This is a genomic window from Brachybacterium sp. NPDC056505 (assembly GCF_042794925.1).
Lineage (GTDB): Bacteria > Actinomycetota > Actinomycetes > Actinomycetales > Dermabacteraceae > Brachybacterium > Brachybacterium kimchii.
Window position 1 is genome coordinate 247,979 of sequence record NZ_JBHTSV010000001.1, and the last position, 24,535, is coordinate 272,513.

22 protein-coding genes are annotated in these 24,535 nt (G+C 71.1%); 11 read left to right on the plus strand and 11 right to left on the minus strand.

All coding sequences use genetic code 11. From position 1 onward, the window contains the following. Positions 1-64 precede the first annotated feature (64 nt). The 6 genes from ACFQ53_RS01170 to ACFQ53_RS01195 form a co-directional block, all read right to left on the minus strand. The gene (locus ACFQ53_RS01170) at positions 65-907 is read right to left on the minus strand and encodes a sugar phosphate isomerase/epimerase family protein (RefSeq protein WP_377854132.1); all 843 of its coding nucleotides are present in this window, start codon (positions 905-907) and stop codon (positions 65-67) included. 205 nt (positions 908-1,112) lie between these two features. Further along, complete coding sequence (locus ACFQ53_RS01175) at positions 1,113-1,718, minus strand: HEPN domain-containing protein (RefSeq protein ID WP_377854135.1); 606 nt, start codon at positions 1,716-1,718, stop codon at positions 1,113-1,115. A gap of 224 nt (positions 1,719-1,942) precedes the next feature. After that, positions 1,943-2,680: a FadR/GntR family transcriptional regulator gene (locus ACFQ53_RS01180; protein WP_377854138.1), complete on the minus strand. Its 738-nt coding sequence runs from the start codon at positions 2,678-2,680 to the stop codon at positions 1,943-1,945. A 12-nt stretch (positions 2,681-2,692) separates the two neighbouring features. Then, positions 2,693-4,522 (minus strand): hypothetical protein, encoded by a 1,830-nt coding sequence (locus ACFQ53_RS01185; RefSeq protein ID WP_377854141.1) that lies wholly within the window; start codon positions 4,520-4,522, stop codon positions 2,693-2,695. Between the two features lie 17 nt (positions 4,523-4,539). After that, a complete protein-coding gene (locus ACFQ53_RS01190; protein WP_377854144.1) occupies positions 4,540-5,922 on the minus strand; it encodes an MFS transporter in 1,383 nt (460 codons plus the stop codon). A 171-nt stretch (positions 5,923-6,093) separates the two neighbouring features. After that, the gene (locus ACFQ53_RS01195) at positions 6,094-6,945 is read right to left on the minus strand and encodes a helix-turn-helix domain-containing protein (protein WP_377854147.1); all 852 of its coding nucleotides are present in this window, start codon (positions 6,943-6,945) and stop codon (positions 6,094-6,096) included. 89 nt (positions 6,946-7,034) lie between these two features. Here ACFQ53_RS01195 and ACFQ53_RS01200 point away from each other — a divergent pair, with 89 nt between their 5' ends. From ACFQ53_RS01200 to ACFQ53_RS01220, 5 genes are all read left to right on the plus strand, one after another. Continuing rightward, the gene (locus ACFQ53_RS01200) at positions 7,035-7,877 is read left to right on the plus strand and encodes a DUF4232 domain-containing protein (RefSeq protein ID WP_377854150.1); all 843 of its coding nucleotides are present in this window, start codon (positions 7,035-7,037) and stop codon (positions 7,875-7,877) included. A 142-nt stretch (positions 7,878-8,019) separates the two neighbouring features. Beyond that, complete coding sequence (melA, locus tag ACFQ53_RS01205) at positions 8,020-9,432, plus strand: alpha-galactosidase (RefSeq protein WP_377854153.1); 1,413 nt, start codon at positions 8,020-8,022, stop codon at positions 9,430-9,432. A gap of 122 nt (positions 9,433-9,554) precedes the next feature. Next, positions 9,555-10,838, plus strand: a complete 1,284-nt coding sequence (locus ACFQ53_RS01210; RefSeq protein ID WP_377854156.1) for an ABC transporter substrate-binding protein — start codon at positions 9,555-9,557, stop codon at positions 10,836-10,838. Between the two features lie 58 nt (positions 10,839-10,896). Then, positions 10,897-11,736 (plus strand): carbohydrate ABC transporter permease, encoded by an 840-nt coding sequence (locus ACFQ53_RS01215; protein ID WP_377854482.1) that lies wholly within the window; start codon positions 10,897-10,899, stop codon positions 11,734-11,736. Positions 11,737-11,900: 164 nt separating this feature from the next. Further along, positions 11,901-12,695: a carbohydrate ABC transporter permease gene (locus ACFQ53_RS01220; RefSeq protein WP_377854158.1), complete on the plus strand. Its 795-nt coding sequence runs from the start codon at positions 11,901-11,903 to the stop codon at positions 12,693-12,695. An 88-nt stretch (positions 12,696-12,783) separates the two neighbouring features. Here the strand turns inward: ACFQ53_RS01220 and ACFQ53_RS01225 are convergent, their stop codons facing one another. Both ACFQ53_RS01225 and ACFQ53_RS01230 read right to left on the minus strand, forming a co-directional pair. Continuing rightward, on the minus strand, positions 12,784-13,854 hold the full coding sequence (locus ACFQ53_RS01225) for an aldo/keto reductase (RefSeq protein ID WP_377854161.1): 1,071 nt from the start codon (positions 13,852-13,854) through the stop codon (positions 12,784-12,786). An 82-nt stretch (positions 13,855-13,936) separates the two neighbouring features. Further along, on the minus strand, positions 13,937-15,427 hold the full coding sequence (locus tag ACFQ53_RS01230) for a sulfatase-like hydrolase/transferase (protein WP_377854164.1): 1,491 nt from the start codon (positions 15,425-15,427) through the stop codon (positions 13,937-13,939). A 198-nt stretch (positions 15,428-15,625) separates the two neighbouring features. On the opposite strand from ACFQ53_RS01230, the gene ACFQ53_RS01235 reads away from it, so the two are divergent. From ACFQ53_RS01235 to ACFQ53_RS01250, 4 genes are all read left to right on the plus strand, one after another. Beyond that, positions 15,626-16,153, plus strand: coding sequence for a Dps family protein (locus ACFQ53_RS01235; protein WP_377854166.1), 528 nt, complete (start codon positions 15,626-15,628; stop codon positions 16,151-16,153). 86 nt (positions 16,154-16,239) lie between these two features. Next, positions 16,240-17,151 (plus strand): endo alpha-1,4 polygalactosaminidase, encoded by a 912-nt coding sequence (locus ACFQ53_RS01240; RefSeq protein ID WP_377854169.1) that lies wholly within the window; start codon positions 16,240-16,242, stop codon positions 17,149-17,151. A 122-nt stretch (positions 17,152-17,273) separates the two neighbouring features. Then, on the plus strand, positions 17,274-18,560 hold the full coding sequence (locus ACFQ53_RS01245) for a heparan-alpha-glucosaminide N-acetyltransferase domain-containing protein (RefSeq protein ID WP_377854172.1): 1,287 nt from the start codon (positions 17,274-17,276) through the stop codon (positions 18,558-18,560). Between the two features lie 152 nt (positions 18,561-18,712). After that, on the plus strand, positions 18,713-20,110 hold the full coding sequence (locus ACFQ53_RS01250) for a thermonuclease family protein (protein ID WP_377854174.1): 1,398 nt from the start codon (positions 18,713-18,715) through the stop codon (positions 20,108-20,110). Positions 20,111-20,162: 52 nt separating this feature from the next. Here the strand turns inward: ACFQ53_RS01250 and ACFQ53_RS01255 are convergent, their stop codons facing one another. The 3 genes from ACFQ53_RS01255 to ACFQ53_RS01265 form a co-directional block, all read right to left on the minus strand. Next, positions 20,163-20,900, minus strand: a complete 738-nt coding sequence (locus ACFQ53_RS01255; protein WP_377854177.1) for a CPBP family intramembrane glutamic endopeptidase — start codon at positions 20,898-20,900, stop codon at positions 20,163-20,165. An 81-nt stretch (positions 20,901-20,981) separates the two neighbouring features. Beyond that, complete coding sequence (locus ACFQ53_RS01260; protein WP_377854180.1) at positions 20,982-21,752, minus strand: MerR family transcriptional regulator; 771 nt, start codon at positions 21,750-21,752, stop codon at positions 20,982-20,984. Between the two features lie 49 nt (positions 21,753-21,801). Then, entirely contained in the window at positions 21,802-22,542 is a 741-nt protein-coding gene (locus ACFQ53_RS01265; protein WP_377854183.1) for a TSUP family transporter, read from the minus strand. Between the two features lie 153 nt (positions 22,543-22,695). Between ACFQ53_RS01265 and ACFQ53_RS01270 the strand changes: the two genes are divergently transcribed. After that, positions 22,696-23,640, plus strand: coding sequence for a universal stress protein (locus ACFQ53_RS01270; RefSeq protein WP_377854185.1), 945 nt, complete (start codon positions 22,696-22,698; stop codon positions 23,638-23,640). Beyond that, on the plus strand, positions 23,637-24,461 hold the full coding sequence (locus ACFQ53_RS01275; RefSeq protein WP_377854188.1) for a helix-turn-helix domain-containing protein: 825 nt from the start codon (positions 23,637-23,639) through the stop codon (positions 24,459-24,461). The genes ACFQ53_RS01270 and ACFQ53_RS01275 overlap by 4 nt, the downstream gene beginning before the upstream one ends. Positions 24,462-24,535 lie beyond the last annotated feature (74 nt).

Genomic DNA, 24,535 nt, shown 5'->3' on the forward strand with positions numbered 1-24,535 from the left:
TGGTCAGCGGTGCGGGCCGACGGGTCGGTCGATGGGGCCGGGCCGCTGGGGCCGGGCCGACGGGTCATTGGCGCGCACGCAGGGCGGAGAGGGTCGCCTCGGTCCAGTCGCGCTCGCGTGCGATCGTGGTCGCGGCATCGCCCTGCCAGGGCAGCCAGTGCTCGGCGATCGCGGCGGGGCGCCGGCCCTCGCGGTAGACGGCGTCGAGCTCGTGATCGAGGTCCAGCAGGCCCTCGCCCATGCGGGCGCCGGAGAAGGTGAAGCCCACCCAGCCCTCCTGGCGGGCGAAGCGGAAGTCCTTGACGTGCAGGTCGAGGGTGAAGGGGGCGACGGCGTCGATGACGTCGTCCGGGTGCTCGAGCGCGGAGACGCAGTTGCCGGGGTCCAGGCAGATCCCCACGAGCGGGGAGTCCAGGGCGCGCACGATCCGCAGCAGGTCCTCCGTGGGCAGCTGCTCGTAGGTCTCGAGGGCGAGGGCGATGCCGGAGGACTCGAGCAGGGGGAGCGTGGTGCGCAGGGCGAGGACCGCCTGCTCGATGCCGTCGGAGACCTCATGGGTCTGGATCATCGAGCGCAGCACGCGCACATCGAGGGCGCGGGCGATCGCGAGGTGGCGGGCGAGGTGGTCGGGATCGATCGTCCGGGTGCCGAGTTCGAGGCGCAGTCCATGCCGTGCGGCGCGCTCGCGCAGGGCGGCCAGCTCGTCCGCATCGGCGTCCTCGATGCGCGGATCGTCGCAGATCTGGAAGACGTCGCAGCCCAGCTGTGCGGCGCGGTCGATCATGTCCGCGATGCCGAGGCGGTCGGGGTTGTGCTCGCTGCCCTCCCAGAACAGGGCGTAGCTGCCGATGCCGATGTCCATGCGGCGCCCGTCGGTCCTGCGCTCAGAGCTCCGGGCCTGGTCCACTCGCGTCACCTCTCGCCTCACCTCGTCGTGGTGCGGGGGAGGGTGCGCCGCCCGCAGTTCGTGATGGGACCAGGGTAGGCGCGAGGGCCCATATTGGTCAACCGGTTGCGTGGCAGGACGGAGGGCTCGGGTGTCGGCTCAAGGGGGTGGCACTGGTCCGCTGCGCGGGAGAGGGCGGAGTGAGCTCGCCGGCAATGCGGGGCGCCTACAGTGCGTCTGCGGCCTTCACGAAGCGACGCATCCACTGGATCTCTTCGTCGACCTCGGCCCGCGTGATCAGGTCGTACCACGTTCTGCGAGGACGGGCCTGGCGTGAGTAATCACCCTCGTGAGCGATCTTGTTCCTCCGGGCGTATTGCCTGTTCAAGCGCGCCTTGACCTCTTCGGGACTCTCGTTCATCGCGGACGCGATTGATGCCCAATACTTGGTCTTCCCGAGAAGAGCGAAAGCTCGTTCGACGTTCGTTGATCCTTGGAACGTCTCCTTGAGGAGTGCTTGGTGGATGATGTTGCTCAGTTTCGCTCGTGGTCGAGATCCCTGACGATTCTTGAGGAACAGGGCGATCATGTCGTCGACGTCGCCGAGCGGGACACTGAAGTTCCGCGCCTTCTTGCTCACGTTGTTGAGCATGTCGCGGCGGATCGCCTCGTGGAAGTACGTGTCCAGTGAGGCCCCGATAAAGACCCATGAGGACCTCAAGAGGTCGTCTTCGACGCAGTGCGTCTCCGTGGAAGGGGTTCCGGCGCGTTGAGCGATCGCTTCGGCGCGGTCGAGGAGATCGAGAGCGAAGTCTATGGGTCTGACTGGCATAGCTGCCCGATTCTATGAAGGTGGCTCTGGTCGAGTCTTCCATGCTGGGGCGGTCCAGTGGTCGAGAACTCCGAAATGCGCGTGACGGGCACGGCTCGCCCGGGGCGGGTCACCTCGTTGAGCCCATGTGAACGGCTGGCTGGGGTCAGGGGGCCTGCCATGCCTGTGCTCGCTGGCGGCGACCGCATCGTGCCGGGCTCCCAGCGCTGCATGGCGCGGGGGCCTCAGCCCTCGGTGGCCTCGAGGATCCGGTCGCGGGCGGTCGCCATGTGCGCGACCATCGCCGAGGCCGCGCGCTCACCGTTGCCCTCCTCGAGGGCGGCGAGGATCTTCGCGTGCTCCGCGCGGGCGGCCTCCATGTCCTCGCGGTCCCGCACGGCGCGGTCGTTGTAGACGCGCAGCAGGCTGCGGGTGACCTGGAGCAGGTCGGTGAGCATGGCGTTGTCGGCCGCGGCGGCGAGCACCTCGTGGAAGGCGGCGTCGGCCGCGACGAAGCCCTTGAGGTCCTCGAGGCTCTCGGCCATGGTCGCCGTTGTGCCGCGCAGCGTCTCCAGCTGCTCCGTCGTGATCCTGTCGGCCGCCAGACGCGCCGTATAGCTCTCGAGTCCCGCGCGCAGCTCGTTGAGCTGGTCGGTGTTCTGCTTGCCGATCATCAGGCCCCAGCGCAGGGTCTGGGGGAGCAGGTCGCTCGCTGATCCGCGCAGGTAGGTGCCCGATCCGGGCCGCACGTCGACGATCCCCAGGATCTCGAGGGCGGCCAGGGCCTCGCGCACCGCCGAGCGGCCCACGCCGAGCGAGGTCGCGAGCTGGCGCTCCGGGGGCAGGCGCGTGCCGGGGGCGACGTCACCGCCGGTCAGGAGGTCCAGCAGCCGACGGGCGACCTCGGAGACAGGGGTGCCGGCGGGCACGGCTGCCAGCGACGATGCGATCGCGTCGGAGGTGCTGTCGGAGAAGGCTGGCATGAGGTGAAGGTATCAAGAGCGCGGGGCGGGCCCGGCCTCGTCGCTGGGGCCGACGCGGAGCACGGTGCCTGCGGCCACGCGCAGCGGCCGCCCGTCGTCTGTGCCTGCCGCCGCCTCCCAGTCCTCGAGGCGGGCGTTGACCAGCAGGACCACGTCGCCTCGGGCGATCAGGGCTGTGCCGGGGCCTCCGGGTCCGCGGAGCACGCGCACCTCCCGGCCCGACCAGGGTGCGAGAGCGACCAGCAGGTCGCCCAGAGGGGTCAGCGGAGCCTCAGCGTCTCCGGTGAGCACGCCCCGGGGCCCGGCGAGCTCGCCCAGGGTGACGCTCTCGACGCAGCCGTGGGACGCCTCCGCGAGCGCGGCGGCCGCCCAGGCGGCAGCCCAGTCGGTGCGCTGCCGGGGATCCGCGCCGCCGGGCACCAGGTGCGCGCCCCAGCCGGAGGCGTCGGCGCGGTCGACGGCCTCCGCCTGCGTCGCGACCGCGTTCACCCGAGGACGCAGCGTGAGGGGACCGAGATGCAGACGCGCCGTCGGCCGCAGCATCCGCGCCGAGGCGAGCACGTCCCCGAGGGCGGCGACGCTCTCGGCCACATGCCAGCTCTCGCGCATGTGCATCTGCGGGGTCGAGGGGAAGGAGAGGACTTCGGCCGCGGGGATCGCATGGATCTCCCGGTTCAGCTCGGTGAAGTGGGTGCGCGACCCCGCGACGAGCTCCGCGCTGCTGTCCGCGCAGGCGCGGCGCAGACGCTCCCAGAGCTCGGCCGTCGTCACGTGCCGCGTCTCGTCGACGATCCCGATCCGCTGCACGGGCAGGCCTGCGGCGTCGGCCGCGTCGAGGAGCGCAGGCACGTCCGTGGCCTCGGAGGCGATGATCCGCAGGTCGACGGGCAGGCTCGTCGCGGCGGCCTCCTCAGCGGCTGCCGCGAGCACGCGCTCTAGGGCGAACCGCTCGCTGACCTCGACCATCAGGTGGTCGAACCCCGCCTCGGCCGAGATCGGCAACGGGCGGCCGCGCTGCACGTGGGCCGCCGCGGTCGTGGCGCCGAGGCCGAGGCGCGGAAGCGTGCAGGCGGAGGCGGCCGCGAGGAGCTCGGCGAGAGCGGGCGGGGCCGATTCCGACGACGAGGTGGGAGGGAGCTGCGCCTGCGACGCGGCGGGCTCCGGGACCAGGGTGATCTCCTGGGTGACGCTCTCGCCTGCGGCGACCTCGTACGGGAAGGGCAGGGCGAGCGGACGCGAGTAGATCTTGAAGCTCGCGTCGGTCCAGTTCCGCTGGTCCTCCATCTCGAACACGTCGCCCGACAGCTCGAGGCGCGCCCGCACCCCGGCGTGGTCGAGGTCCAGGGCGCGGATGTCGAACAGCGGCTGCCACGGGGAGATCGGCCGGGGGAAGCGGACGTCCCGTCGGTCGCCGCGGGTCGTCGTCACGACCGCGTCGTCGCCCGCCATGGCGCGCGGGAGCATGGCGGTGAGGCCCACGCGGTTCGTGGCCAGCGGGGTCCCGGCCGTGACCGTGAAGCGCAGGTTCAGGCGCGCGGGGGTCAGCGTGAGCTCCGAGAGGGCGCTCGCCTCGCCGTCCGCGCCCGCGTAGCTCACGCGCAGGGTACGGGTGAGCGAGGGGCCGGCGCTGCGGGACCACTCCTCCTCGAGGACCTCCGGTGCCACGGTGTCCCAGTCCCGGTCGCGCAGCGCGGGGCGCGCGGACTCCAGCAGCACCGTGCCGTTCCAGGCGATCTCGCTGATCTCGTCGCCCTCGCAGCGCACGGACCAGCCTCCGAGGGAGTGTGCGGTGCGGTGATCGATGGGCTGCTCGGCGCCGAGGTCGGTGGGCGCGTCGGCCATGGGCTCTGATCCTTCGGTCATCGGGCGATCGCCTCGAGCTCCTGGCCGGGGACGACCGTGGGCAGGAAGATCGTGGAAACGGCCTGGGCGGCGCCGAGGGCCACGGCGATGATGATCCACGTGCTGGTCAGGGAGGTGGTCGCGGTGAGCATCGCCCACAGCAGGCTCCCCAGCATGAAGCCTCCCACGAGCATGCCGCTCATCCAGCTCACGCCGAGCGCGCGCACGCGGGTCGGGTAGACCTCGGCCTGGTAGGTGTAGCCGACGCCCGACCAGGGGCCGTTGGTGGCCTGGAACAGCAAGAAGATCGCGACCAGCAGCACGCTCGAGCGGTCGGAGACCAGGATGATCAGCGCGAGCGGAGCGATCGCGGCCGCCGAGCCGATGAGGACGGAGCGTCGGCCGAAGCGCTCGCCGAGCAGCCCGCCCACCAGGTAGAAGACGACCCCGGCGGCTCCGCCGACGAGCAGCAGGGCGGCGACGGCGGAGGACGCCCAGCCCTTCACCTCGGCCATCCAGTAGGCGAGGTAGATGTTCGTGGCGACATAGGACATGCCGTAGAGCAGCCAGGTGACCGAGAGGCTCACGGCGGTGCGCCGCACCCCGCCGGCGGCCGAGAACAGCTGGCGGAAGGTGCCCTTCTCGAGCTGGGAGACGTCCACCGGCATCACCCGTTGCAGGCGCGCGACCTCCGCGTCGTCCCCGCGGCCGAGCGCCGCGCGCAGCGAGCGTATGTGCAGGTAGCGGGGCGACTCGCGGACCTTCGCGCGGGCGATCGCGACGAGCACGAGCGGCAGCACGCCGAAGAGGAACACCGCCCGCCAGCCCAGGCCCGAGACCAGCAGGTACATCCCCGAGGCCATGAACACGCCCACGGTGTACCCGGACTGGACGATCGAGTAGAGCATGCCGCGGCGCCGGGCGGGCACCTGCTCGTTCACGAGCGTCACGGAGACCGCGAGCTCGGCGTTGGCGAAGCCCGACGCCAGCGCGCGCACCAGCACCAGGCTCCAGAACCCCTGCACGAAGAACGTCAGGCCCGTGAACACGCCGGCCGCGATCAGGCACAGCATCCAGGCGAAGCGCCTGCCGCGGGCGTCCATCACGCGGCCCATCCACAGCGCGATCGCGAACTCCGCGGCGTAGACGAGCATGCCCATCACGCCGAGGGCCGAGGCGGAGATGCCCAGCTCGGAGGTGATGTCCGCGATCGTCAGGTTGAACAGGTTCGTGTCGTAGGCCGCGAGCGCCCAGCCCAGCAGGGCGACGATCACGAGGTAGATCGTGTAGCGGCGGCCCGGATCGGTGTCGACGGAGCCGGGGGCGAGGGCGACGGGGGAGTCTCCGGCGGGCGTGCGGGAGGCGGTGGACGGATCGGGCTGCGGGATGCGTGAGTCCACGATGACTCCTCGTCGAGTGGGCGTGTGCTGGCGGCGGGCGCGCGGAGGCGGGGTCTCGGCGCGGCGGGGTCGCGGAGGCGCCGCGGCTCAGGCCAGACCGTAGAACACAACCGGTTGACCGGTCAATGGTGGAGGTCGGCGACACCGGCGCGGCGCAGGGTTCAGCAGGGGTCAGTGCCCCAGGCGTCGATATTCACGCGGAGCCATGCCGCAGGCGGCCGTGACGTGGCTGTAGAAGCTGCTGAGCGATCCGAAGCCGCTCGCCGAGGCGATCTCCGCCGTAGTGAGATCGGTCGTGATCAGCAGGCGCTGCGCCTCGGCGACCCGGCACATGGCGAGGTACTCGCCGATCGTGACGCCGACCGCCTGGCGGAACACCGTCATCGCGTGCGAAGGGGCGAGGTGGACTGCGCTCGCGAGGTCGGCCACGGCGAGCTCCTCCCGGAAGCCGTCCATGACCACCTGTGCCATCGTGCGCACGTGCTCCAGGCGCTCGGCGGTCAGGCCGCGTCTCCCTCCGCCCGACGGTCCGGCCGGGGAGGCGTGCTCGGTCTCCGCCTGCAGGATCCGCAGGAGGGCGGCACGGATCTCGAGCAGGGCGAACTCCTCACGCGCCCCGTCGCCGATCTCCTCGAGCCAGAGGCTCGTCATCCCCGCGAACCGCGCCACCAGATCCGGCGCCTCGATCACCAGCGGCCGGGCGCGCAGCAGAGCCCCGACCGCCTCCTCCGGCAGCCTCCAGCGCATCGCGGTCGCGAGCGGCACGTGGACCCAGCACACGTCGCCCGGCTGCGAGTCCACGAGCCCGTGGGGCTGGGTCGCCCAGAACATGGCGATCCGCCCCTCGCGCACGATCAGCGGAGCGCCGGCGTGCAGGTACCGCAGCTCCCCGCGCACCACCACGTTGACCTCGATGTCGTTGTGGCGGTGCATCGTCTCCATGACGGGCGGGTCGCCGCGGCGGCACCACAGCCCCTGATCCGCGGCGACCACCTCGGACCTCGAGTCTGGGGAGCCTGCCATGGCTTCACAGTAGGGGCCGCGCCCCGACGCCGACGGGCAGGAGGCGTAACGTCGAGGTCCCATCGGGCACGAAGGATCGAGGCGACATCATGCGCAGCAGCGTCATGAGCATCCGCACCATCACCCGCAGCGCGTGCGCGCTCTCGGCCACGACTCTCCTGGCCCTCGGTGCCGCGAGCTGCGGGAACGGGTCCGACGGCGGGTCCGATGACGCCGCGCAGTCCGGATCGACGGCGAGCGACAGCGGGGGGACGGACCAGGAGGCGTCCGACGGGGCCTCCGACGACGGCGGGAGCGGCTCGGGCGCGAGCTCCGACGGCGGGTCGGATGCGTCGTCGGATCAGGCATCCGACGGCTCCTCGTCCGCAGGCTCCGACTCCTCGACGCCCTCTGCATCCTCGGACGGCGACTCCGACGACTCCGGCGGCTCGTCGGCGGCCTCCAAGGGGTCGGGGTCCGGGACCGCCTCGGGGAAGGCGGACGGCGGCGGCAGCAACGACCAGGTCTCCGACTGCACCGCCTTGCACCTGAAGATCTCCGTCGACCAGGGCGACGCGGCAGCGGGCAGCGTCATGTTCACGATCTCCTTCACGAACACCGGCGATGACCCGTGCCGCATCGGCGGGTACCCGGGCGTCTCCGCTGTCGGCGACGGCAACGGCACCCAGCTCGGGAAGGCCGCGCAGCGCGGACAGGCCGGCAGAGCGGCAGTCCTCATCCCGAACGGCCACGCCGAGGCATCGCTGAAGGCGGTCGACGTGGGCGACGGCGGCGGCCCCCTCGGCGACGAGTGCAGGGCGACCGACGCCGATGGCTGGCGCATCTACGCGCCGGGCTCCACGAAGGCGCAGTACGTCGCCCAGGACGGACTGCACGCCTGCGCGGGCGACGTCGACTGGCTGACGGTCGACGGGGTGCACGGGATGAAGTGATCGGTCAGCGGAGCCTCTGATCCGCGGAGCCGCGGCGTCGATGAGCGCCCTGCTGCGGATCCTGGCCGAGACCGAAGGATCCTGGAAGAACGGCGCATGATCCCGCGAGACCTCCCCCGTGGTGCGTCCATAGCGTGGGCGCATGACCACGAAGACGTTCGTCACCTCCCCCAAGATCACCATCATCGGCGCCGGCGGGTACGTGTTCCCCTTCCGTCTGATCGGCGACATCCTCAGCTTCCCCGCCCTGCGCGACGCGACCCTGTGCCTCATGGACGTGCGGCCCGAGAAGCTCGGTCCCGTGGCCCGGGCCGCCCGCGACCTCGTGGCCCATCACGGCTTCGCCGCCAGGGTCGAGGAGACGACCGATCGCCGCGCGGCCCTCGAGGGTGCCGACGTCGTCGTCATCACCTTCCAGGTGGGCGGGATCCCGTCCTACCGGCACGACGTCGAGATTCCGCGGAAGTACGGCATCGACCAGGCCGTCGGCGACACCGTCGGCCCCGGCGGGGTGTTCCGCTTCCTGCGCTCCGTCCCCGCCTACGCCGAGATCGCGGCCGACGCCCTCGAGGTGTGCCCCGACGCCGCCTTCATCAACTACGCGAACCCGATGGCCATGGCGACCGCGTACCTCAACGCCCAGGGCCTGCGCACCGTGGGGCTGTGCCACAGCGTGCAGGGGACCACGCGGATGCTCGCCCGCACCCTCGACGTCCCCTACGACGAGGTCTCCTACCGCTGCGCGGGCATCAACCACCAGGCGTGGGTGCTCGAGCTGTTCCGCGGCCAGGAGGACCTCTACCCGCGTCTGCGCGAGGTGATGGCGCAGCGGCACCGGCCCGGCCGCGCCGCCGCGGACCTCGCCGGGGACGACGGCGACCACTCCGAGGCCGCGGAGGCCGCCAGCACCTACGAGGGCGGCAACGAGCAGGTGCGCACGTCGATCATGAACACCTTCGGGTACTTCCAGACCGAGTCCAGCCATCACGCCTCGGAGTACGTGCCCTACTTCCGCAAGGATCCGGAGACCACGAAGGAGTACATCCCCGAGCGCTGGGACTACTTCGAGATCTGCGCCGCGCACGACGACCAGGGCGACATCGACGACCAGCTCGAGCGGTTGAAGGCCGAGCTCGCGCCGAGCGTCGAGTACGGCGCGCAGATCGTGAACTCGATCGTCACCGGCACACCCAGCGTCGTGCACGGGAACGTGCCGAACCGGGGCGCCCTCATCACGAACCTCCCGGCCGACGCCTGCGTCGAGGTGCCCTGCCTGGTCGATGCCAGGGGTGTGCAGCCGACCTCCGTCGGCGACCTCCCGCCGCAGCTCGCGGCCCTGAACCGCACCAACGTCAACGTGCAGACCCTCGCCGTGCGCGCGGCGCTGACCGGTGACGTCGAGAACGTGTTCCAGGCCGTGGCGCTCGATCCGCTGACCTCGGCCCAGCTCACGCTCGAGCAGGCGCGCGCCATGACCGGCGAGCTGCTCGAGGCGCACCGCGAGCTGCTCCCGCGCGCGCTGCGCCCGGAAGGGCAGCGCCGAGACGAGAGCTGAGCAGAGCTCGGAGATGCGGAGCGGGGGGACCATCCGCCCGCGCCCTCCGCACACCGCCGGCCGGCGTGCCGATGCCTCGGCCGGCGGCCCCATCCAGCCGTGACTCGAAGGAGAGTGACAGCGTGAGAGCCCCCGACATCGGGCGTCGCCAGATCCTGGCCGTGGCCGGCATCTCGATGACCGGCGCGCTCGCCGCATGCAGCGGCGGCGCCACCAGTACGAAGCACCTGAGATTGAGCTCGTGGAACATCCCCGTCGACCTGGACTCGTACCAGGCGATCGCCGATGAGTTCGTCGCCGACCACCCGGGGACGTCGGTGTCCGTCGAGGTCACGACGGGCTCCTTCCACCAATGGTTCATCACCCGTCTGGCGGCGGACCTCGCTCCCGACATCATCAGGATCACCCCGCAGCAGATCGGCAGGTATGCCGCCAACGGCAGTCTCATCGACCTCACGGACGCGGTCCCGAAGGACTACAGGAAGGATTGGAGCGACCCGTTCTGGGCCATCGGACAGCGGGAGAACGGCCTGTTCGGCATCTTCCAGCACACCGACAACTTCATCACCTTCTACGACCGCGAGGTCATGGACACCATCGGCGTGGATCCGCCGCAGCGCCTCGAGGACGCCTGGACCTGGAAGCAGTTCCTCGAGATCGCCGAGGAGGTCAAGAAGGCCACGGGCAGATACGCCTTCTCCTACGGATGGAGCGGCGCGGACACGGCGTACCGCTGGATGCCGCTGATCTACCAGAACGGCGGCGCGTTCCTCGGGGACGACGGGCTGACGCCGTCGATGGACTCCGACGAGGCGATCGACGCTCTCGCCTTCGGCCGCAGCTGGTACGAGAAGGGGCTCGTCAGTCCCAGCAACATGAGCAAGTCGGGCGGCGGGCACGTCGACCACGACCTGTTCCTCACGGGACAGGTCGGCATGGCGCTGACGAACCCCGAGGCCATCGCCGCCTTCGACGAGAGCATGAAGGGGCAGTGGGGAATCGCGCCGATGATCAGGAACTCGGGGGAGGCCTCCGACCTCGGAGGGAATGCCCTCGCCGTGACCAGGTCCTCCAAGGACCCGGAGCTCGCCGCCGAGCTCGTGGCCTACCTGACCAGCAGGGATGCCATCCAGAAGTTCTGCCACAACGGGAACTGGATCCCCTCGCGCACGTCTTTGGACGCGGAGTCGATCCAGTACGCCGACCACACCGATGTCATGCAGCAGTTCATCGATCAGGGCTCCACGATTCCCCTGTCGATGGTGAAGGCGCAGTCCGGCGAGTTCTTCAGCTCCCTCAACGCGGTCTTCGGCGACTACCTGGATCTGTGCCTGCTCGGCGAGCTCACTCCCCAGGAGACGTCGACCCAGATGATGGAGGCGATGCTCAGTGTCACGCAGCGCTGACGCCCCGACCGGCGGAGGACCCGCGACGCGCAGCAGGGCCGGACGGTTCGTGCCCTACATGTTCGTCGGCCCCGCCGCGCTCCTGTTCCTCGCCTTCTCCCTGATCCCGATCATCATCGCGATCACCCTCAGCTTCCAAGACACGCAGACTCTGGGCGAGGGGAGATGGGTGGGCCTGGACAACTTCTCCCAGCTCGGCTCCGACCGCCTGTTCCGCACCGCACTGCTGAACACCCTCGTCTTCACCGTGGGCACGGTGCCCACGGCGATGGCGATCGGGCTGGGGCTCGCGATCGCCCTGAACAGGCCCCTCCCCGGACGCTCGGTGCTGCGTGCCATGTTCTTCGTCCCGATGGTCGCCGCCGGCGTCGTCGTCGGCGTGGTCATGTCCTGGATCTTCAACACCGACTACGGCGTCGCGAACAACGCGCTCGAGATGCTCGGCCTGGACCGCCTGCCCTGGCTGACCTCGCCGCGGATGGCGATGCTGACGCTGATCATCGTGGTGGTCTGGACCCGCATCGGCTTCTGCATGGTCATCTACCTCGGCGCCCTGCAGTCGATCCCCGCGGAGGTGCGCGAGGCCGCCGCGATCGACGGCGCCGGGCCCTGGGCGAGGTTCAGGGCGATCACCCTGCCGATGCTCACCCCGACCACCTCGATCCTGCTGATCCTCAACGTGGTCTTCTCCCTGCAGGCGTTCGACGTCATCTACGTGATGACCGGCGGCGGTCCCGGGTTCTCTACGACCGTGCTGATCCAGTACGTGTTTCGCTCCGCCTTCCAGGACGCCCGCATGGGCTACGCGGCGGCTCTCGGGCTCGTGCTGGTCGCGATCCTGCTGATCTTCACCCTGCTGCGCCAGCGCGCGGCCAAGAGAGCGGAGAGCTTCCTGTGAACACGACGACGAATCCTGGGGCCGCGGACGCTGCGGACCGCACGGCGGTCCCTCGCAGGACTCCGCGGACCACCGGCGGACGACGCGGCGGACACGGAGCTGAGGGAGGCACGGGGCATGACCTCGGGCGTCGCCGCGCCACGAGCCCTCGCAGCTGGCTGCTCGTGTCCGGACTGGCCGTGCTCGCCCTGCTCATGGTCTTCCCGCTCTACTGGATGCTGGTCTCGGCACTCACGCCGGGCGGCCAGTCGCAGAGCTCCACCTTCTACCTGTGGCCCTCGCACCCGAGCCTCGCCAACTATGCCGAGGTCTTCGCGACCCAGCCCGTCTGGCGATGGATCGGCAACTCCCTCCTGATCGCGTGCGTGACCACGGCGATCTCGGTCGCTGTCTCCCTCGGCGCGGGATATGCGCTCGCGAAGTTCCGCTTCGCCGGCAAGGGGCTGATCTACGCGGCGTTCATGGTCACGATCATGATCCCGATCCAGGTGACCCTGGTCCCGTCGTTCCTGGTGGTGGCGCGCCTCGGGCTCGTCGACTCGCCCCTCGCGGTCATCCTGCCCACCGCCTTCGACGTGGTCGGGATCTTCATCGCCCGGCAGTTCATGCTGAGCGTCCCCGACGCTCTGGTCGAGGCCGCTCGCGTGGACGGCGCCGGGGAGATGCGAGCGTTCTTCTCCGTCGTCCTGCCCACCTGCGGACCGCTGATCGGCGTGCTCGTCATCCTCGCCTTCATGGCGCGCTGGAACGACTTCCTGTGGCCGATGGTGGTGCTGCAGGGCAACGAGAACCTCACGATCCCCGTCGCCCTGTCCACGCTGACCAACAACCCCGCCTTCGCCTCGCCCTGGGGAGCGGTGATGGCGGTCGCCTCGATCACCGTGCTGCCGATCCTGGTCGTGTTCCTGGCCTTCCAGAAGCAGTTCGTGCAGGGCATCGCCAGCACGGGGATCAAGTAGCCGACGTGACCCGGGGCGGAGCATGGGCCCCGTCCGCGCCCCGGCCCCCGACCCGGCGCGGCCCGATGCGCCCCGAGGATGTCCCCGCTCAGGAGCGGCTGTCGAGTGCGCGCTGGTGCTCGGCGTAGAACTCGGACTCGGCGGGCTCGGGGCGGTCCTGGCCGTTCAGCAGGCGGTGCCAGAGCGGGTAGTAGGCGGGCTGCTGGGTGAGCGCGGTGAGGCGGTCCCGGGCGTCGTCCGGCAGCGTGAGGTCGCCGGCCTCGAGGTCCTCCACGAACTCGTCGAACCTGCGGGCCGCGATCACCGCGCCGGCGATCCCGGGGCGTCCGAGGATCCAGGCGATCACGACCTGCGGAATGCTCCAGCCGAGGTCGCCCGCGATCTCGTCGAGCTGCTCGATGATGTCGAAGGCGCGCTCGCGGTCGACCACGTGCGGCTCGGGCCAGCCCGCGCCCTGGCGGGTATCGGGCGAGGTCTTCTCGCCGCGTCGCACCTTTCCGGTCAGCAGCCCCTCGCCGAGGGGGCTCCAGGCGAACGTCCCCACGCCCAGGTCCCGTGCGGCGGGGAGGATCTCGTACTCGATCTCGCGGGCCTCGGGCGTGTAGTAGACCTGCTGGGCGACGGGGCCCTCGAGACCGGCCATCCGCGCCTCGTAGACGGTCTTCGCGAGCTGCCAGCCGCTGTAGTTCGACACTCCCCAGTAGCGGATCTTGCCCTCGCGGATGAGCTCGTTCGCGACGCGGATGGTCTCGAGGATCGGGGTCTGTCCGTCCCACTGGTGCATGTACAGCAGGTCGAGGTGATCGGTGCCCAGGCGCTCGAGGCTCTGGTCGACGGAGCGCCGCACGTGGATCCTGCTCGCCCCGGAGTCGTTGGGTCCCTCACCCATGGGGCTGCGCGTCTTGGAGGTGAGCACGATGTCCTCCCGACGACCGCTCATCGCCTTCCCGAGGACGCGCTCGGAGTCGCCCGCGGAGTAGATGTTCGCGGTGTCGATGAAGTTCACGCCGCGAGACAGGGCCTCGTCGAGCTGCCTGCGGGCCTCCTCGACGCCGAGGCCGGCGATCTTCTCGAAGCCGCCGCCTGAGCCGAAGGGGATGGTCCCGAGCGCCAGACGGGAGACGCGGAGTCCGGAGGATCCGAGGGTGACCGTGTCCATGAGCAGGTCCTTCCATGCGGCAGGGCCCGGCCGCTCCGAGCCCCGGGACCCTCGACCGTACGTCGGATCCGGCGCCGTGTCGTCAGGTGCGCGCGGACGGGTCCGCCCACCGCCAATTGTGCGGCGCCGTGCCCGGGCGGTAGGCACCCTCGGGGAGGTCGTCGGCCACGCGCATCATCCACAGGGCGAGCCCACGCAGCAGGCCCTCCCGGACCTCGGCGAGCGCGGGGTCGTCGATGAGGTCGTGGACCTCGGCGGGGTCCTCCTGCAGGTCGTGGAGGGAGAAGGTCCCGAGGTCGTCGGCGATCAGCTTGTACCGGTCGCCGACGACCATCCGCATCTCGCCGCTCTGGGTGACGGAGTTCAGCTCGTCGAAGGAGCGCCCCTCGTAGGGGAAGTGGAGGGGCGGCCGGTCGCCCTCCCCGTACGAGACGCCCCCGTACCCGTGCTCCGCGTACATCGTGGAGAACTCCTCGGCCGGCGCCTCTTCGCCCGCGAGCAGCGGGAGCAGGGACCTGCCCTGCACACCCGGCGGGAACGGCGCCCCGACGAGCTCGCAGACCGTCGGCAGCACGTCCACGATCGAGACCGGCTCCCGGCGTCGCTGGGCGGTGATGCCGGGGCCGGCGATGCCCAGCGGGATCCGCACCAGCGCCTCCGGCAGCCCCGCGCCCTTGCGCTGCAGGCCGTACTCGCCGACGAGGTCCCCGTGGTCGCTGAGAACGACCACGACGGTGTCCTCGAGCGCGGGCCCCAGACGGTCCAGCAGCCGACCGATCTGGTCATCGATGAGCCGGAGCATCCCCAGGTAGTTAGTCCGCAGTCGCCTCCACTCGGTGTCGAAGCCAGGGCGCTTCTCCTCGATCAGCGAGTGCAGCCAGCGGAACCTCCATCCCATCCGGTCCAGGACCTCGGGACCGACCTTCCGGTCGGGGACCTCGGCGGGGTCGAACATGCTGAAGTAGGGCTCGGGCACCTGGTAGGGGTTGTGGGGCTCGGGGAACGAGACCCACAGCAGGAACGGGTCCTCGCCCGCCCTCGCGTCGAGGTCCCGGATCGCCCCGTCGATGATCCGGGCCGGCAGCTGCACCTCGGGGCCGAACGGGGCCGGGTCGTGGGCGACCGAGTGGTCGAGCTCGTGCAGCCAGGCGTCGAAGGCCTCCTGCTCGGTGCTGTCCGCGGGGCCGCCCTCGTGCATGAACGGCCCGTGATAGGCGTCGAAGTCCTCGGGCTGGGCGTGCATGTGGGGCTTGCCCGCGAAGTGCAGGCGATAGCCGCGCCCACGCAGCACGTCCAGCAGGTCCGAGGAATAGACGGCCTGCTGGGGCGTGGAGTTCTGGCGCACGCGGTGCGCCGAGGGGAAGCGGCCGGTGAGCAGGCTCGTGCGGGCCGGGACGCACGCGGGCGCGCTCGTGTACGCCCGCTCGAAGCGCGTGCCGTCCTCGAGCAGCGCATCCACGCGGGGCATCGAGTCCGGGCCGCCCGCACCGGCGGTGAAGCCGGTGCGCTGCTGGTCCGTCATCAGGATCAGGATGTTCGGGCGGCCAGGGGATGTGGTCGGGTCGCTGGGCATGGGCCGAGGAGTCCTTCCGGGGCGGCATCGGCGCCGCGCCTCGCAGCAGATGCTACGGGGCGGGACCGCCGTCGGCCCGCGGGCCCCGCGTCAGGCCTGCGCCCCTCCGCGCTCCCGCGTCCGCTCGCGCCCCCTTGTCCACCATGTGGTCGCCGCGTAGCGTCGGAGGCGTCCACCGTCGAACGAAGGAGATGCACGATGAACGAGACCGTCGACGTCCCGACCCCGGCCGGAGCCGAGCGCACGCGGCGTGAGAACGCCGAGGGAGGCTTCCTCGCCTCCGACGCCCTGGCCAAGAACCTGCAGCGCGTGCTCGTGGAGCTCACGGCCCTGCACCTCGTGGGCAAGCAGGCCCACTGGAACATCGTGGGCCCGAACTTCCGCGACCTGCACCTGAACCTCGACGAGGTCGTGGACATCGCGCGGGAGGCCGCCGACGACATCGCCGAGCGGATGCGCGCACTCCATGCCACGCCCGACGGCCGCCCCGCGGTCGTCGCCGAGCAGAACTCCCTGCCCGAGTTCCCCCAGGGCGAGGTGCTCACCCACGACGCGATCGACCTCGTGACCTCGGCGATCGAGGCGACCGTCGGCAGCATGCGCTACGTCCACGACGAGGTCGACGAGGCCGATCCGACCTCTGCCGACATCCTCCACGGCATCATCGAGAAGCTCGAGCAGCAGGCCTGGTTCATCAGCGCCGAGACGCGCACGCCGGCGAACTGAGCGCGACCCGCACGGGCGGCACGTGGACGCCCGTGCGGGCTGCTGAGCCCAGGTGCTGCGGAACCGAGAAGAAGAGGGCAGGCCGGATGGGACGGACGAGGCGGGGCGCCGCGACGGCGGCTCTGGTGCTGCTGATGGCCGCGGCCTGCGCAGGAGAGGACGCGGAGGCCGACGGCAGGTCGATGTCGCCGGTCTCGCGGGGATCGGCCGATGATCCTGACGCGGCGCCCTCCGATCATCCCTCCTCGGAGGGGGAGCACACCCCGGAGCTGCCTCCCACCAGCGGCGCCTTCGACTATCAGCTCGGGGGTGCCTACACGCCGTCGGACCCGATCGACGTGGTCGTGCGCGATGCGACCGCCGAACCGCTGAAGGGCGCCTACAACGTCTGCTACGTCAACGGCTTCCAGACCCAGCCCGACGACGCCGCGATGTGGGAGGAGCACGCCGATCTGCTGCTGCACGACGCGCACGGCGACCTGGTCACCGACCCCGACTGGGACGACGAGTACATCCTCGATCCGTCCGGCTCGACGCAGCGCGACGACATCCTGGAGGTCCTCGCCCCGGTGATCACGGGCTGCGCCGCGGTCGGCTACGACGCCGTCGAGATCGACAACCTCGACACCTTCGACCGGTTCGACCGGATCGACGAGAACGGTGCGATGGCCCTCGCCTCCGCCTACGTGGACCTCGCGCACGAATCCGGGCTCGCGATCGCCCAGAAGAACGCCGCCGAGATCACGGCGACGGCGCACGAGGAGCTCGGCTTCGACTTCGCCGTCGCCGAGGAATGCGGCGCCTACGACGAATGCGCCGCGTACACGGGCGTCTACGGCGCCCACGTCCTGCAGATCGAGTACCCCGACAGCCTCGAGGACGCCGGGATGACCTTCGCCGACGTGTGCGCCCTCCCGGACCGCGCACCACTGACGATCCTGAGGGACCGCGACCTCGTCGCCCAGGACGCCGACGGCTATCGCTACGAATCCTGCTGAACCAGGCTCTGCCCCCTGCGCGCGTCAGACCGTGGACTGAGGGGGAGATCGGCGCACGGTGGCAGTGCACAGGGACCCCAGCATGACGCGAACGCGCTGGTGGGAACGAGAGTCTCGGGGGCATGCACACCACCACCTCCCCTCATCCCCGGTCAGCGCCGGTCGCCACCGTGACCGGCCCCTCTCCCTCCGCCGGCCCCGCCCGCCTCGAGGCGCTCGACCTCGCGCGACTCGTCGCGATCGTCGGCATGATGGCCGCCCACCTGCTGGTGCCGTTGGGCGCCGCACCCGCAGGATCGCCCTGGCAGAACGCTGCGGCCCGGATCGCGAGCGTCCTCACCGAGGGCACCTCCGCGGCGCTGTTCGCCGTGATCGGCGGCTGCAGCCTCGTGCTCGCCTCCCGGAAGCGGCTCGCAGCCGGAGACCGCGCCGGGGCCGTGCGCAGCGGCATCGTCCGCGGGGCGCTCGTCCTCGCGATCGGCCTGCTGCTCGGCTTCGTGCCCACCTGGGTGGTGGTCGTCCTCGTGCCCTTCGGCCTGGGGATGATGATCACCGCGCCCCTGCTGCTGTGCTCGAGCCGCGTGCTGGCGGCCATCGCGCTCGTCCTCACCGCCGTCGGCGGCTGGCTGAACGCGAGCGTCCGCTCGGACCTCCGCATCGTCCAGGAGATCGGCAACGTGACCCCGATGAACGTGCTCGAGCCCCTGACGCTGCTGCGCGGGCTCGCGCTCACCGGCATGTATCCGCTGATCACGTGGCTGCCGTACCTGCTGCTCGGCGTCATCCTCATGCGCTCCCTGCTCGGGGCGATCGAGGCGGGACGCGTGCGCCGCTGGTCCCTCACGGTGCTCGGCACCGGCGTCGGCGCGGCGGTGATCGCCTACGGCACCTCGGCCGCGGTGAAGGCATGGGCGCTCGCGCAGGGCGAGGACAAGATGCTCCTGGACCTCCACGGTTTCGGCGCACCGCTCCGTAGCGACCTCTGGATGCAGGCCCTGGCGACCCCGCACACCGGTTCGATCGCCGACATCATCGCGACGGCCGGCGTCTCCGTCGCCGTGATCGCCCTGCTCATGCTCGTGATCCCGCCGGCCCGACACCTCGCCGGCGCGCTGCCGCGGGCACTCCGCGCGGCCGGCGCCGCGCCGCTCACGATCTACACGATCCACGTGGTGCTCACCGGCGCCGCGATGATCGCCGCGCTCGTCGTCGCGGGCCCCGACGCCTTCGAGAGCGCTCCGTGGTTCATCGCGGGCGTCTGGATCCTGCTCGCGCACCTCGCCGTCGTCGTGCTGATCGGCCTCGTGCTCTCGGCGCGCGGCTCCCGCGGACCGCTCGAGGCGCTGGTCAGCGGGGTCGCAGGGCGGGCCGGGGGACGGGTGCGCGGCAATGTTCAGAAACAATCCTGAAATGTCCCAGGTTTCTCGTAGTCTTCCCTCATCTGCGGGGCGCATGGGCGCCAGCACTGAGTCCGGGAGACGAAGCCGTGCGTATTCAGGGCGGAGCGAGACCCGTCGGCGGGGCGCGTCCATCGAGGGGACCGGCATGGGCGGTCCGATTGTTGGCGATCGGCGCTGTCGCCGCCGTGGGGATCACCGGGGCGGTCGCGGCCTTCGGCGACGACGACACCCGCGGAGAAGTCGTGAGGGTGATCGACGGGGACACGCTGGTCGCTCGCATCGACGGGGACGACGTGCGGGTGCGTCTGCTGAATATCGACACCCCCGAGACGAAGGATCCCGACGAGCCGGTGCAGTGCATGGGGCCGGAGGCGAGCGCGTTCCTCGAGAAGCGGCTCCCTGCCGGCACCGAGATCGAGCTGGAGTACGACCAGGAGCGCACGGATCGGTACGACCGCACCCTTGCGGCGGTGTTCGAGTCGGGCTCGCTGGTGAACGCCGAGATCGCAGCCGAGGGCCTCGGTCTGCCCGTCCTCTTCGAGCCGAACGATCGCTTCCTCGGCGAGGTCACTCGCGCATCCGAGGAGGCTCAGCGCGAACAGGCGGGGCTCTTCTCCCCATCGGTCGAATGCACGCTCCCGGCGCAGGCGCAGCAGGTCGCGGAGGCCGTCGATGCTGTCCCCTCGCAGGTGGACGGCGACCCGGCGGAAGCGCTCGGAGGTGCGGAGGACGCCGTCGCCGATGCCGACGCATTCGTCGTCGCGCTCGATGCCCGCAGCTTCTCGGACCTCGGGAACATCGTCTTCGCAACGAGCACCATGACCCCCTACATCGACTCCCTGCGCGAGAAGGCGACCGAGCAGCGCGACTCCGCCCAGCGGAAGCGCTCCGACCTCACGAAGGCCAAGACCACCTTCGACGACAGGCAGACACAGGAAAGTCACGAGAAGGAGCACGCCGAGAGCGAGGCACAGGAGGAGAAGGCTCGCCAGGCGCGCGCATCGGAGAGTGCGGAGCAGAAGTCGAGGTCATCGCAGCAGGAGCGCACGACGAAGAAGAAAGTCACGGGGACGTCGAGTCCCTCGAAGCCCTCGAGCTCCTCGAAGAGATCGCCGTCGAACCCGTCTTCCGCTCCCAAGACGCCATCCTCGTCCAAGCAGTCGTCGTCCTCGAAGGGGTCCTCCTCCTCGAACGGATCGTCGCCGAAGAAGTCGTCGTCCTCGAGCGCCGACGAGGCCGCCGGCTCCTCCCGTACGAAGAGCCGCAGTGGATCCACCAGCAGGGGGAGCAGCTCGAGCTCATCGCGCAGCACAGGGGGCTCGAAATCGTCGTCCTCGAAGGACTCGAAGGGCTCCGGCGGGACGAAGAGCGGGCCGAAGAGTTCGAGTTCGAAGGGCCGGTCGGGCTCGTCGAGCGGCTCGAAGCGGAGCTCGGGGTCGTCCTCCTCGGGATCGAGCTGCGCGCCGTACGGCCCGGAGATCCCGTATTCGAACCCCGGCGGATACACCGGCAAGCGATACGGAATGCCCGGAGGCAAGACCTTCCGCATGTGCAAGTGACGCGCTTGGGCGGCGGGGGATCAGGCGTGGAGTGCGCGCTCGCTCGCGCCCCTCACGCCCCCGCGGCCATGCCCGCGAGCGCGAGCGGCAGCAGCGAGCTGACCAGGTTGTTGGTGCCGTGCAGGACCACGCCCGGCCAGATCGAGCCGGTGCGGCAGAACAGCAGGGCGGCGAACAGGCCGACCATGAAGGCCGAGGGCAGCACCGTGTTGATGCCGTGGAACAGGGCGAAGACGATCGCGCTCGCGAGCGCGCCGATCCATGCTCCATACCGGCTGAGCAGGGCGTTCGCGACCACCCCGCGGAACAGCGACTCCTCGCCGATCGGGGTGATGATCGATCCGCCGACGAGCGTGAGGACCAGGGAGAGCGCCCCGCCCGTCGAGGCCGCTTGGTAGCTGGACTGGGGGGACTGCATGTCGCCGGAGAGCATCACGTAGGCGACGGTGAGCGCGCTGCCGATGATCGCCGCGAGCACGCCGAGCCCCGCCCCGGCGAGCAGCTGTCGGCCGCTCGCGCGTCGGAACCCGAAGGCCGCGGCCGAGCGGATGCGCAGCGCCCAGGCGGCGCCGAAGGCGATCAGCCCCATCGCGCCGGAGACGAACAGGCCGATGATCCCGCCCAGCGCGCCGCCGCCCGCGAGCGGCAGCAGCAGGAAGACGAGTCCGAAGCAGATCACGTAGACGACGAGGCCCACGAGGATCTCCGGCCAGCCCGGGCCCGATGGGCGCGTGGTCGGAGAGGCGGCCGGGAGAGCGTTCGAGTTGGGAGCGGTGCGTCGGTCGGTCATCGTGGTCCTCCTTCGGCGGCCCTGGTGAGCGGACCGGTCGGTGACTGGACGACCAGACAAGACTGTGTGGTCACCACACGGTCAAGGGGTCTGGTGCTCTGCGAGCCGCTCGACGCGCGCGATGACGTCGAGCTGGGCGTCGTTGTAGATCTCGTGCAGCGCATCGCGCAGCGCGTTCCGCGTCTCCGACCTGCTCTTCTGGTACTGCGGGGCAGGATCGCGCAGCCATGGGTGCGCCTCGACCTGGGCCTGCAGCCGGGGGAGCAGATCCTCCGCGAGCCGCTGCCGAGAGGCCTCGTCGGCGTCGGACGGGAGCTCGTCGAAGCGTCGCGATGTCTCGTCGGACGCCTCGACCATCGAGCGCACGTCGGCCAGGGCCTCGGGCCGATACAGCTCCGCGTAGATCTGGATCAGCGATCGATCGGCCTCGCTCATGCCGGCGCTCACCGACTCGAACCCCGGCGGCGTATGGGCGGGAGCGCCGCCGGCGAGCAGCGCTGCGATCTGCGTGCGCGCCTCCTCGAGCTGGGCGATGCGCGATCGCAGCTCCTCGTCGAGCTCGCGCAGGGTCGTCGACACGGAGCTCTCTCCGCCATCCGCGCCATCCCCGTCCCCCGACGTCGCGTCGTCTCCCTGCGCCAGGTCATCGATGCTGTCGATCCGCGCGAGCGGAACGCCGAGGTCGACGAGCCGGCGGATACGCAGCAGACGCACCAGATGGGGGACGGTGTACTGCTTGTAGCCGTTGCTGCGGCGCTCGGGCTCGGGGAGGAGACCGATCTGGTGGTAGTGGCGCACCGTGTTCACGGTGGTGCCGGCGAGGTCGGCGAGCTGGCGCGTGCTCCAGGGCATGGGGGTCCGATCAAGGGGGCGCGAGGGATTTAGAGCCTAGACCCTGCCCTCACACCAGCAGCAGCACTCCGCGCACGAGCGCCATCAGCGCCCCCGCGAGCGCGACCACCAGCACGATCCGCATGGCGCTCTCGCCATCGACCCTCCGGGAGACCCGGCCGCCCGCGATCACGCCCAGCAGCAGCGCAGCGATCAGCACGGTCCAGCCGGTGGCGGAGAGCGTGGGCAGCGCCCGCTTGGCCACCAGCGAGACGATGCTGAGGATCATGAACTGCACCTGCGCGGTCGCCGCGAAGCCGCGGTGCTCCCAACCGGTGGCGCGCGCGTAGATCACCACGCCCGGCCCGCCCACGCCGGCCGTGACGTTCATGAACCCCGAGGCCAGGCCGCCCGCGACGCCGAGTTCAGGGGAGTCCGGGACCGTGCGCCCGCGCATCGCGAGGGTGAGCAGCAGCCCCAGCAGCACGATCGTGCTCACCGCGATCATCAGGGACGCCGCCGGCAGGACGGCCACGGCGATCGCACCGGGGATCACCCCGATCACGCCCATCGGCGCGAGGACCCGCAGCCGCTTCCGGTCGACGTCCCTGCGCACCTGGGTGAGGTTCAGCAGCGCGGACAGCGCTCCGCACACGTTGACCACGAGGATCCCCTGCAGCGGCCCCAGCACGAGGACCAGGAACGGCGAGGCGAGGAGCGCGAAGCCCATGCCCGTCGAGCGCTGCGCGAGCGCCCCGACGAACGTCGCCGCCGCGAGCCCGAGCAGCACTGCGACGTCCGTTCCGATCACACGCTCCAGGGTATCGGGCGGGCCGGCAAGGGCAGGGTCGTGGGGGAGGGGCACGGACGCCACGGGGCTCTCGCCCGCCCCTCCCGCTCCCGCGCCCCGGTTGCTAGCCTGAGGGATACGGAACCGCTGGTCACTCTCGCCGGGAGGTCAGTCATGGACGACCAGATCCCCTTCGACTCCGCAGACCGAGACCTGGAGGTGCTCGTCGGCTTCGACGGCTCCGAGCAGGCCCGATCCGCCCTGGACTTCGCTGCCGACGAGGCCCGACGGCGCGGCAGCGGACTCACCGTGGTGACCGCCTACGCCGCGCCGGGCGCCTTCTACGCGAACCTCGCCTCGATGCCCCACGAGGCCGACGACGCCGGTAAGGCCGCCGCCCGGGCGACCCTCGAGGAGGCCGCCGAGATCGTCAAGGACCATCCCGGCCCGCTCACCTTCCGCTCCGCCAAGGGCGATGCGACAGGGGTGCTCGTGGACGCCTCCGGGAAGGCGAAGCTCGTGGTCGTGGGATCGCGCGGTCGCGGCGGCTTCGCCGGGCGCGTGCTCGGCTCGGTCGCCTCCGGGCTGCCCGCCCACTCCCGATGCCCCACGGTCGTCGTGCCCCGCCGCGAGCGGGCCGACGGATCATCCGACAGCGCCCCTGCAGCCGGCCGCGGGCCCGTGGTCGCGGGGGTCGACGGGTCGGAGCAGAGCCGCCTCGTGCTGCGCACCGCCGCCCGTCAGGCCGAGAGGCTCGGGACGGCCCTGCGGGTGTTCGTCGCGATGCCCCTGCTGGACGAGTGGACCTACTGGTACCCCACGTACTCGGACGACCACGTGTCCGTGGAGGAGCGCCGCGTCGAGCTCGAGGGCATGGTCGAGGACCGCATCGCCCCGCTGCGCGCGGAGCACCCGGACCTCGAGATCGAGGTCGTCGTCGAGGTCGGCAACAGCATCGAGCTGCTGGCCGAGCAGAGCCGCGACGCGCCTCTCACCGTGCTCGGCACCCGCGGGCGCGGCACCGTGAAGAGCGCCCTGCTGGGCTCGGTCTCCCGCGGCGTGCTGCACGGGGCCGGCGGACCGGTCATGGTGGTCCCGGCCCATCCGGACCAGGGGTGAGTGCTCCCGCGAGTCTCGGGGCCTGGGCGCGCGAGTCCGGCACCGTCACCTACGACGTCGACCCTCTGCCCGAGGACGCCCCCGCGGCGTTCACCATCCACGCCGAGGCGCATCTGTCCGGCGCGCCCTCCGAGTACCCCGCCCACACCCATCCGCTGCACGAGCTGGTGTGGGTGCGCGGCGGGACGATGACCGCGCGCGTCGACGATCTGCTGGTGACCGTCCCCGAGGGCCAGGGCCTGTGGATCCCCGCCGGGGTGGAGCACGCGGGCCGGCTCACGGCCGACGTCGAGCTGTGCGACGCGTTCTTCGCCCCCGCCGCCCTGCCGGAGCCGCTCGGAGCGGCGACGACCCTGGTGATGACGCCGCTGCTCGAGTCCCTCCTGCTGCATCTCACCCGCCGCGACCTCGCGCCCGCCGCGCGGTCGCGCGCGGAGGCGGTGGTCCTGGACGTCCTCGAGCCGTCGGCCCCCGCCCTCGACCTGCGCCTGCCGGGCGATCCACGCATCGACCCGATCGCGCGCGCCCTGCTCGCCGATCCCGCCGACCCGCGCGACCTGCCCGCCTGGTCCCGCGAGGCGGGGCTGAGCACACGCACGGTCAGCAGGGCGTTCCGCGCCGCGACCGGGCTGTCCTTCGCGCGCTGGCGGCAGACGCTGCGCATCCATCACGCGCTGCGCCTGCTCGGCGAGGGCCGTGAGGTGCAGGAGGTCTCGCGGATCCTGGGCTGCTCCCAGCCCAGCACCTTCATCGACGCCTTCCACCGCGTCACCGGGCGCACGCCCGGCGCACACCTCGCGACAGGTGTCCGAAAACCCTGATCAGACGTCTTGAGGTCGTGATTGCGGACTCGGTGAGGGTCACCTAATCTGATCGCGGCACTGCTGCCCTCACC

Excerpts from the sequence above, each read along its gene's own strand:
- ACFQ53_RS01175 (WP_377854135.1), bottom strand. The coding sequence starts at position 1,718 with ATGCCAGTCAGACCCATAGACTTCGCTCTCGATCTCCTCGACCGCGCC.
- ACFQ53_RS01180 (WP_377854138.1), bottom strand. The coding sequence starts at position 2,680 with ATGCCAGCCTTCTCCGACAGCACCTCCGACGCGATCGCATCGTCGCTG.
- ACFQ53_RS01185 (WP_377854141.1), bottom strand. The coding sequence starts at position 4,522 with ATGGCCGACGCGCCCACCGACCTCGGCGCCGAGCAGCCCATCGATCAC.
- ACFQ53_RS01195 (WP_377854147.1), bottom strand. The coding sequence starts at position 6,945 with ATGGCAGGCTCCCCAGACTCGAGGTCCGAGGTGGTCGCCGCGGATCAG.
- ACFQ53_RS01200 (WP_377854150.1), top strand. The coding sequence starts at position 7,035 with ATGCGCAGCAGCGTCATGAGCATCCGCACCATCACCCGCAGCGCGTGC.
- melA (WP_377854153.1), top strand. The coding sequence starts at position 8,020 with ATGACCACGAAGACGTTCGTCACCTCCCCCAAGATCACCATCATCGGC.
- ACFQ53_RS01215 (WP_377854482.1), top strand. The coding sequence starts at position 10,897 with ATGTTCGTCGGCCCCGCCGCGCTCCTGTTCCTCGCCTTCTCCCTGATC.
- ACFQ53_RS01225 (WP_377854161.1), bottom strand. The coding sequence starts at position 13,854 with ATGGACACGGTCACCCTCGGATCCTCCGGACTCCGCGTCTCCCGTCTG.
- ACFQ53_RS01230 (WP_377854164.1), bottom strand. The coding sequence starts at position 15,427 with ATGCCCAGCGACCCGACCACATCCCCTGGCCGCCCGAACATCCTGATC.
- ACFQ53_RS01235 (WP_377854166.1), top strand. The coding sequence starts at position 15,626 with ATGAACGAGACCGTCGACGTCCCGACCCCGGCCGGAGCCGAGCGCACG.
- ACFQ53_RS01240 (WP_377854169.1), top strand. The coding sequence starts at position 16,240 with ATGGGACGGACGAGGCGGGGCGCCGCGACGGCGGCTCTGGTGCTGCTG.
- ACFQ53_RS01245 (WP_377854172.1), top strand. The coding sequence starts at position 17,274 with ATGCACACCACCACCTCCCCTCATCCCCGGTCAGCGCCGGTCGCCACC.
- ACFQ53_RS01255 (WP_377854177.1), bottom strand. The coding sequence starts at position 20,900 with ATGACCGACCGACGCACCGCTCCCAACTCGAACGCTCTCCCGGCCGCC.
- ACFQ53_RS01260 (WP_377854180.1), bottom strand. The coding sequence starts at position 21,752 with ATGCCCTGGAGCACGCGCCAGCTCGCCGACCTCGCCGGCACCACCGTG.
- ACFQ53_RS01270 (WP_377854185.1), top strand. The coding sequence starts at position 22,696 with ATGGACGACCAGATCCCCTTCGACTCCGCAGACCGAGACCTGGAGGTG.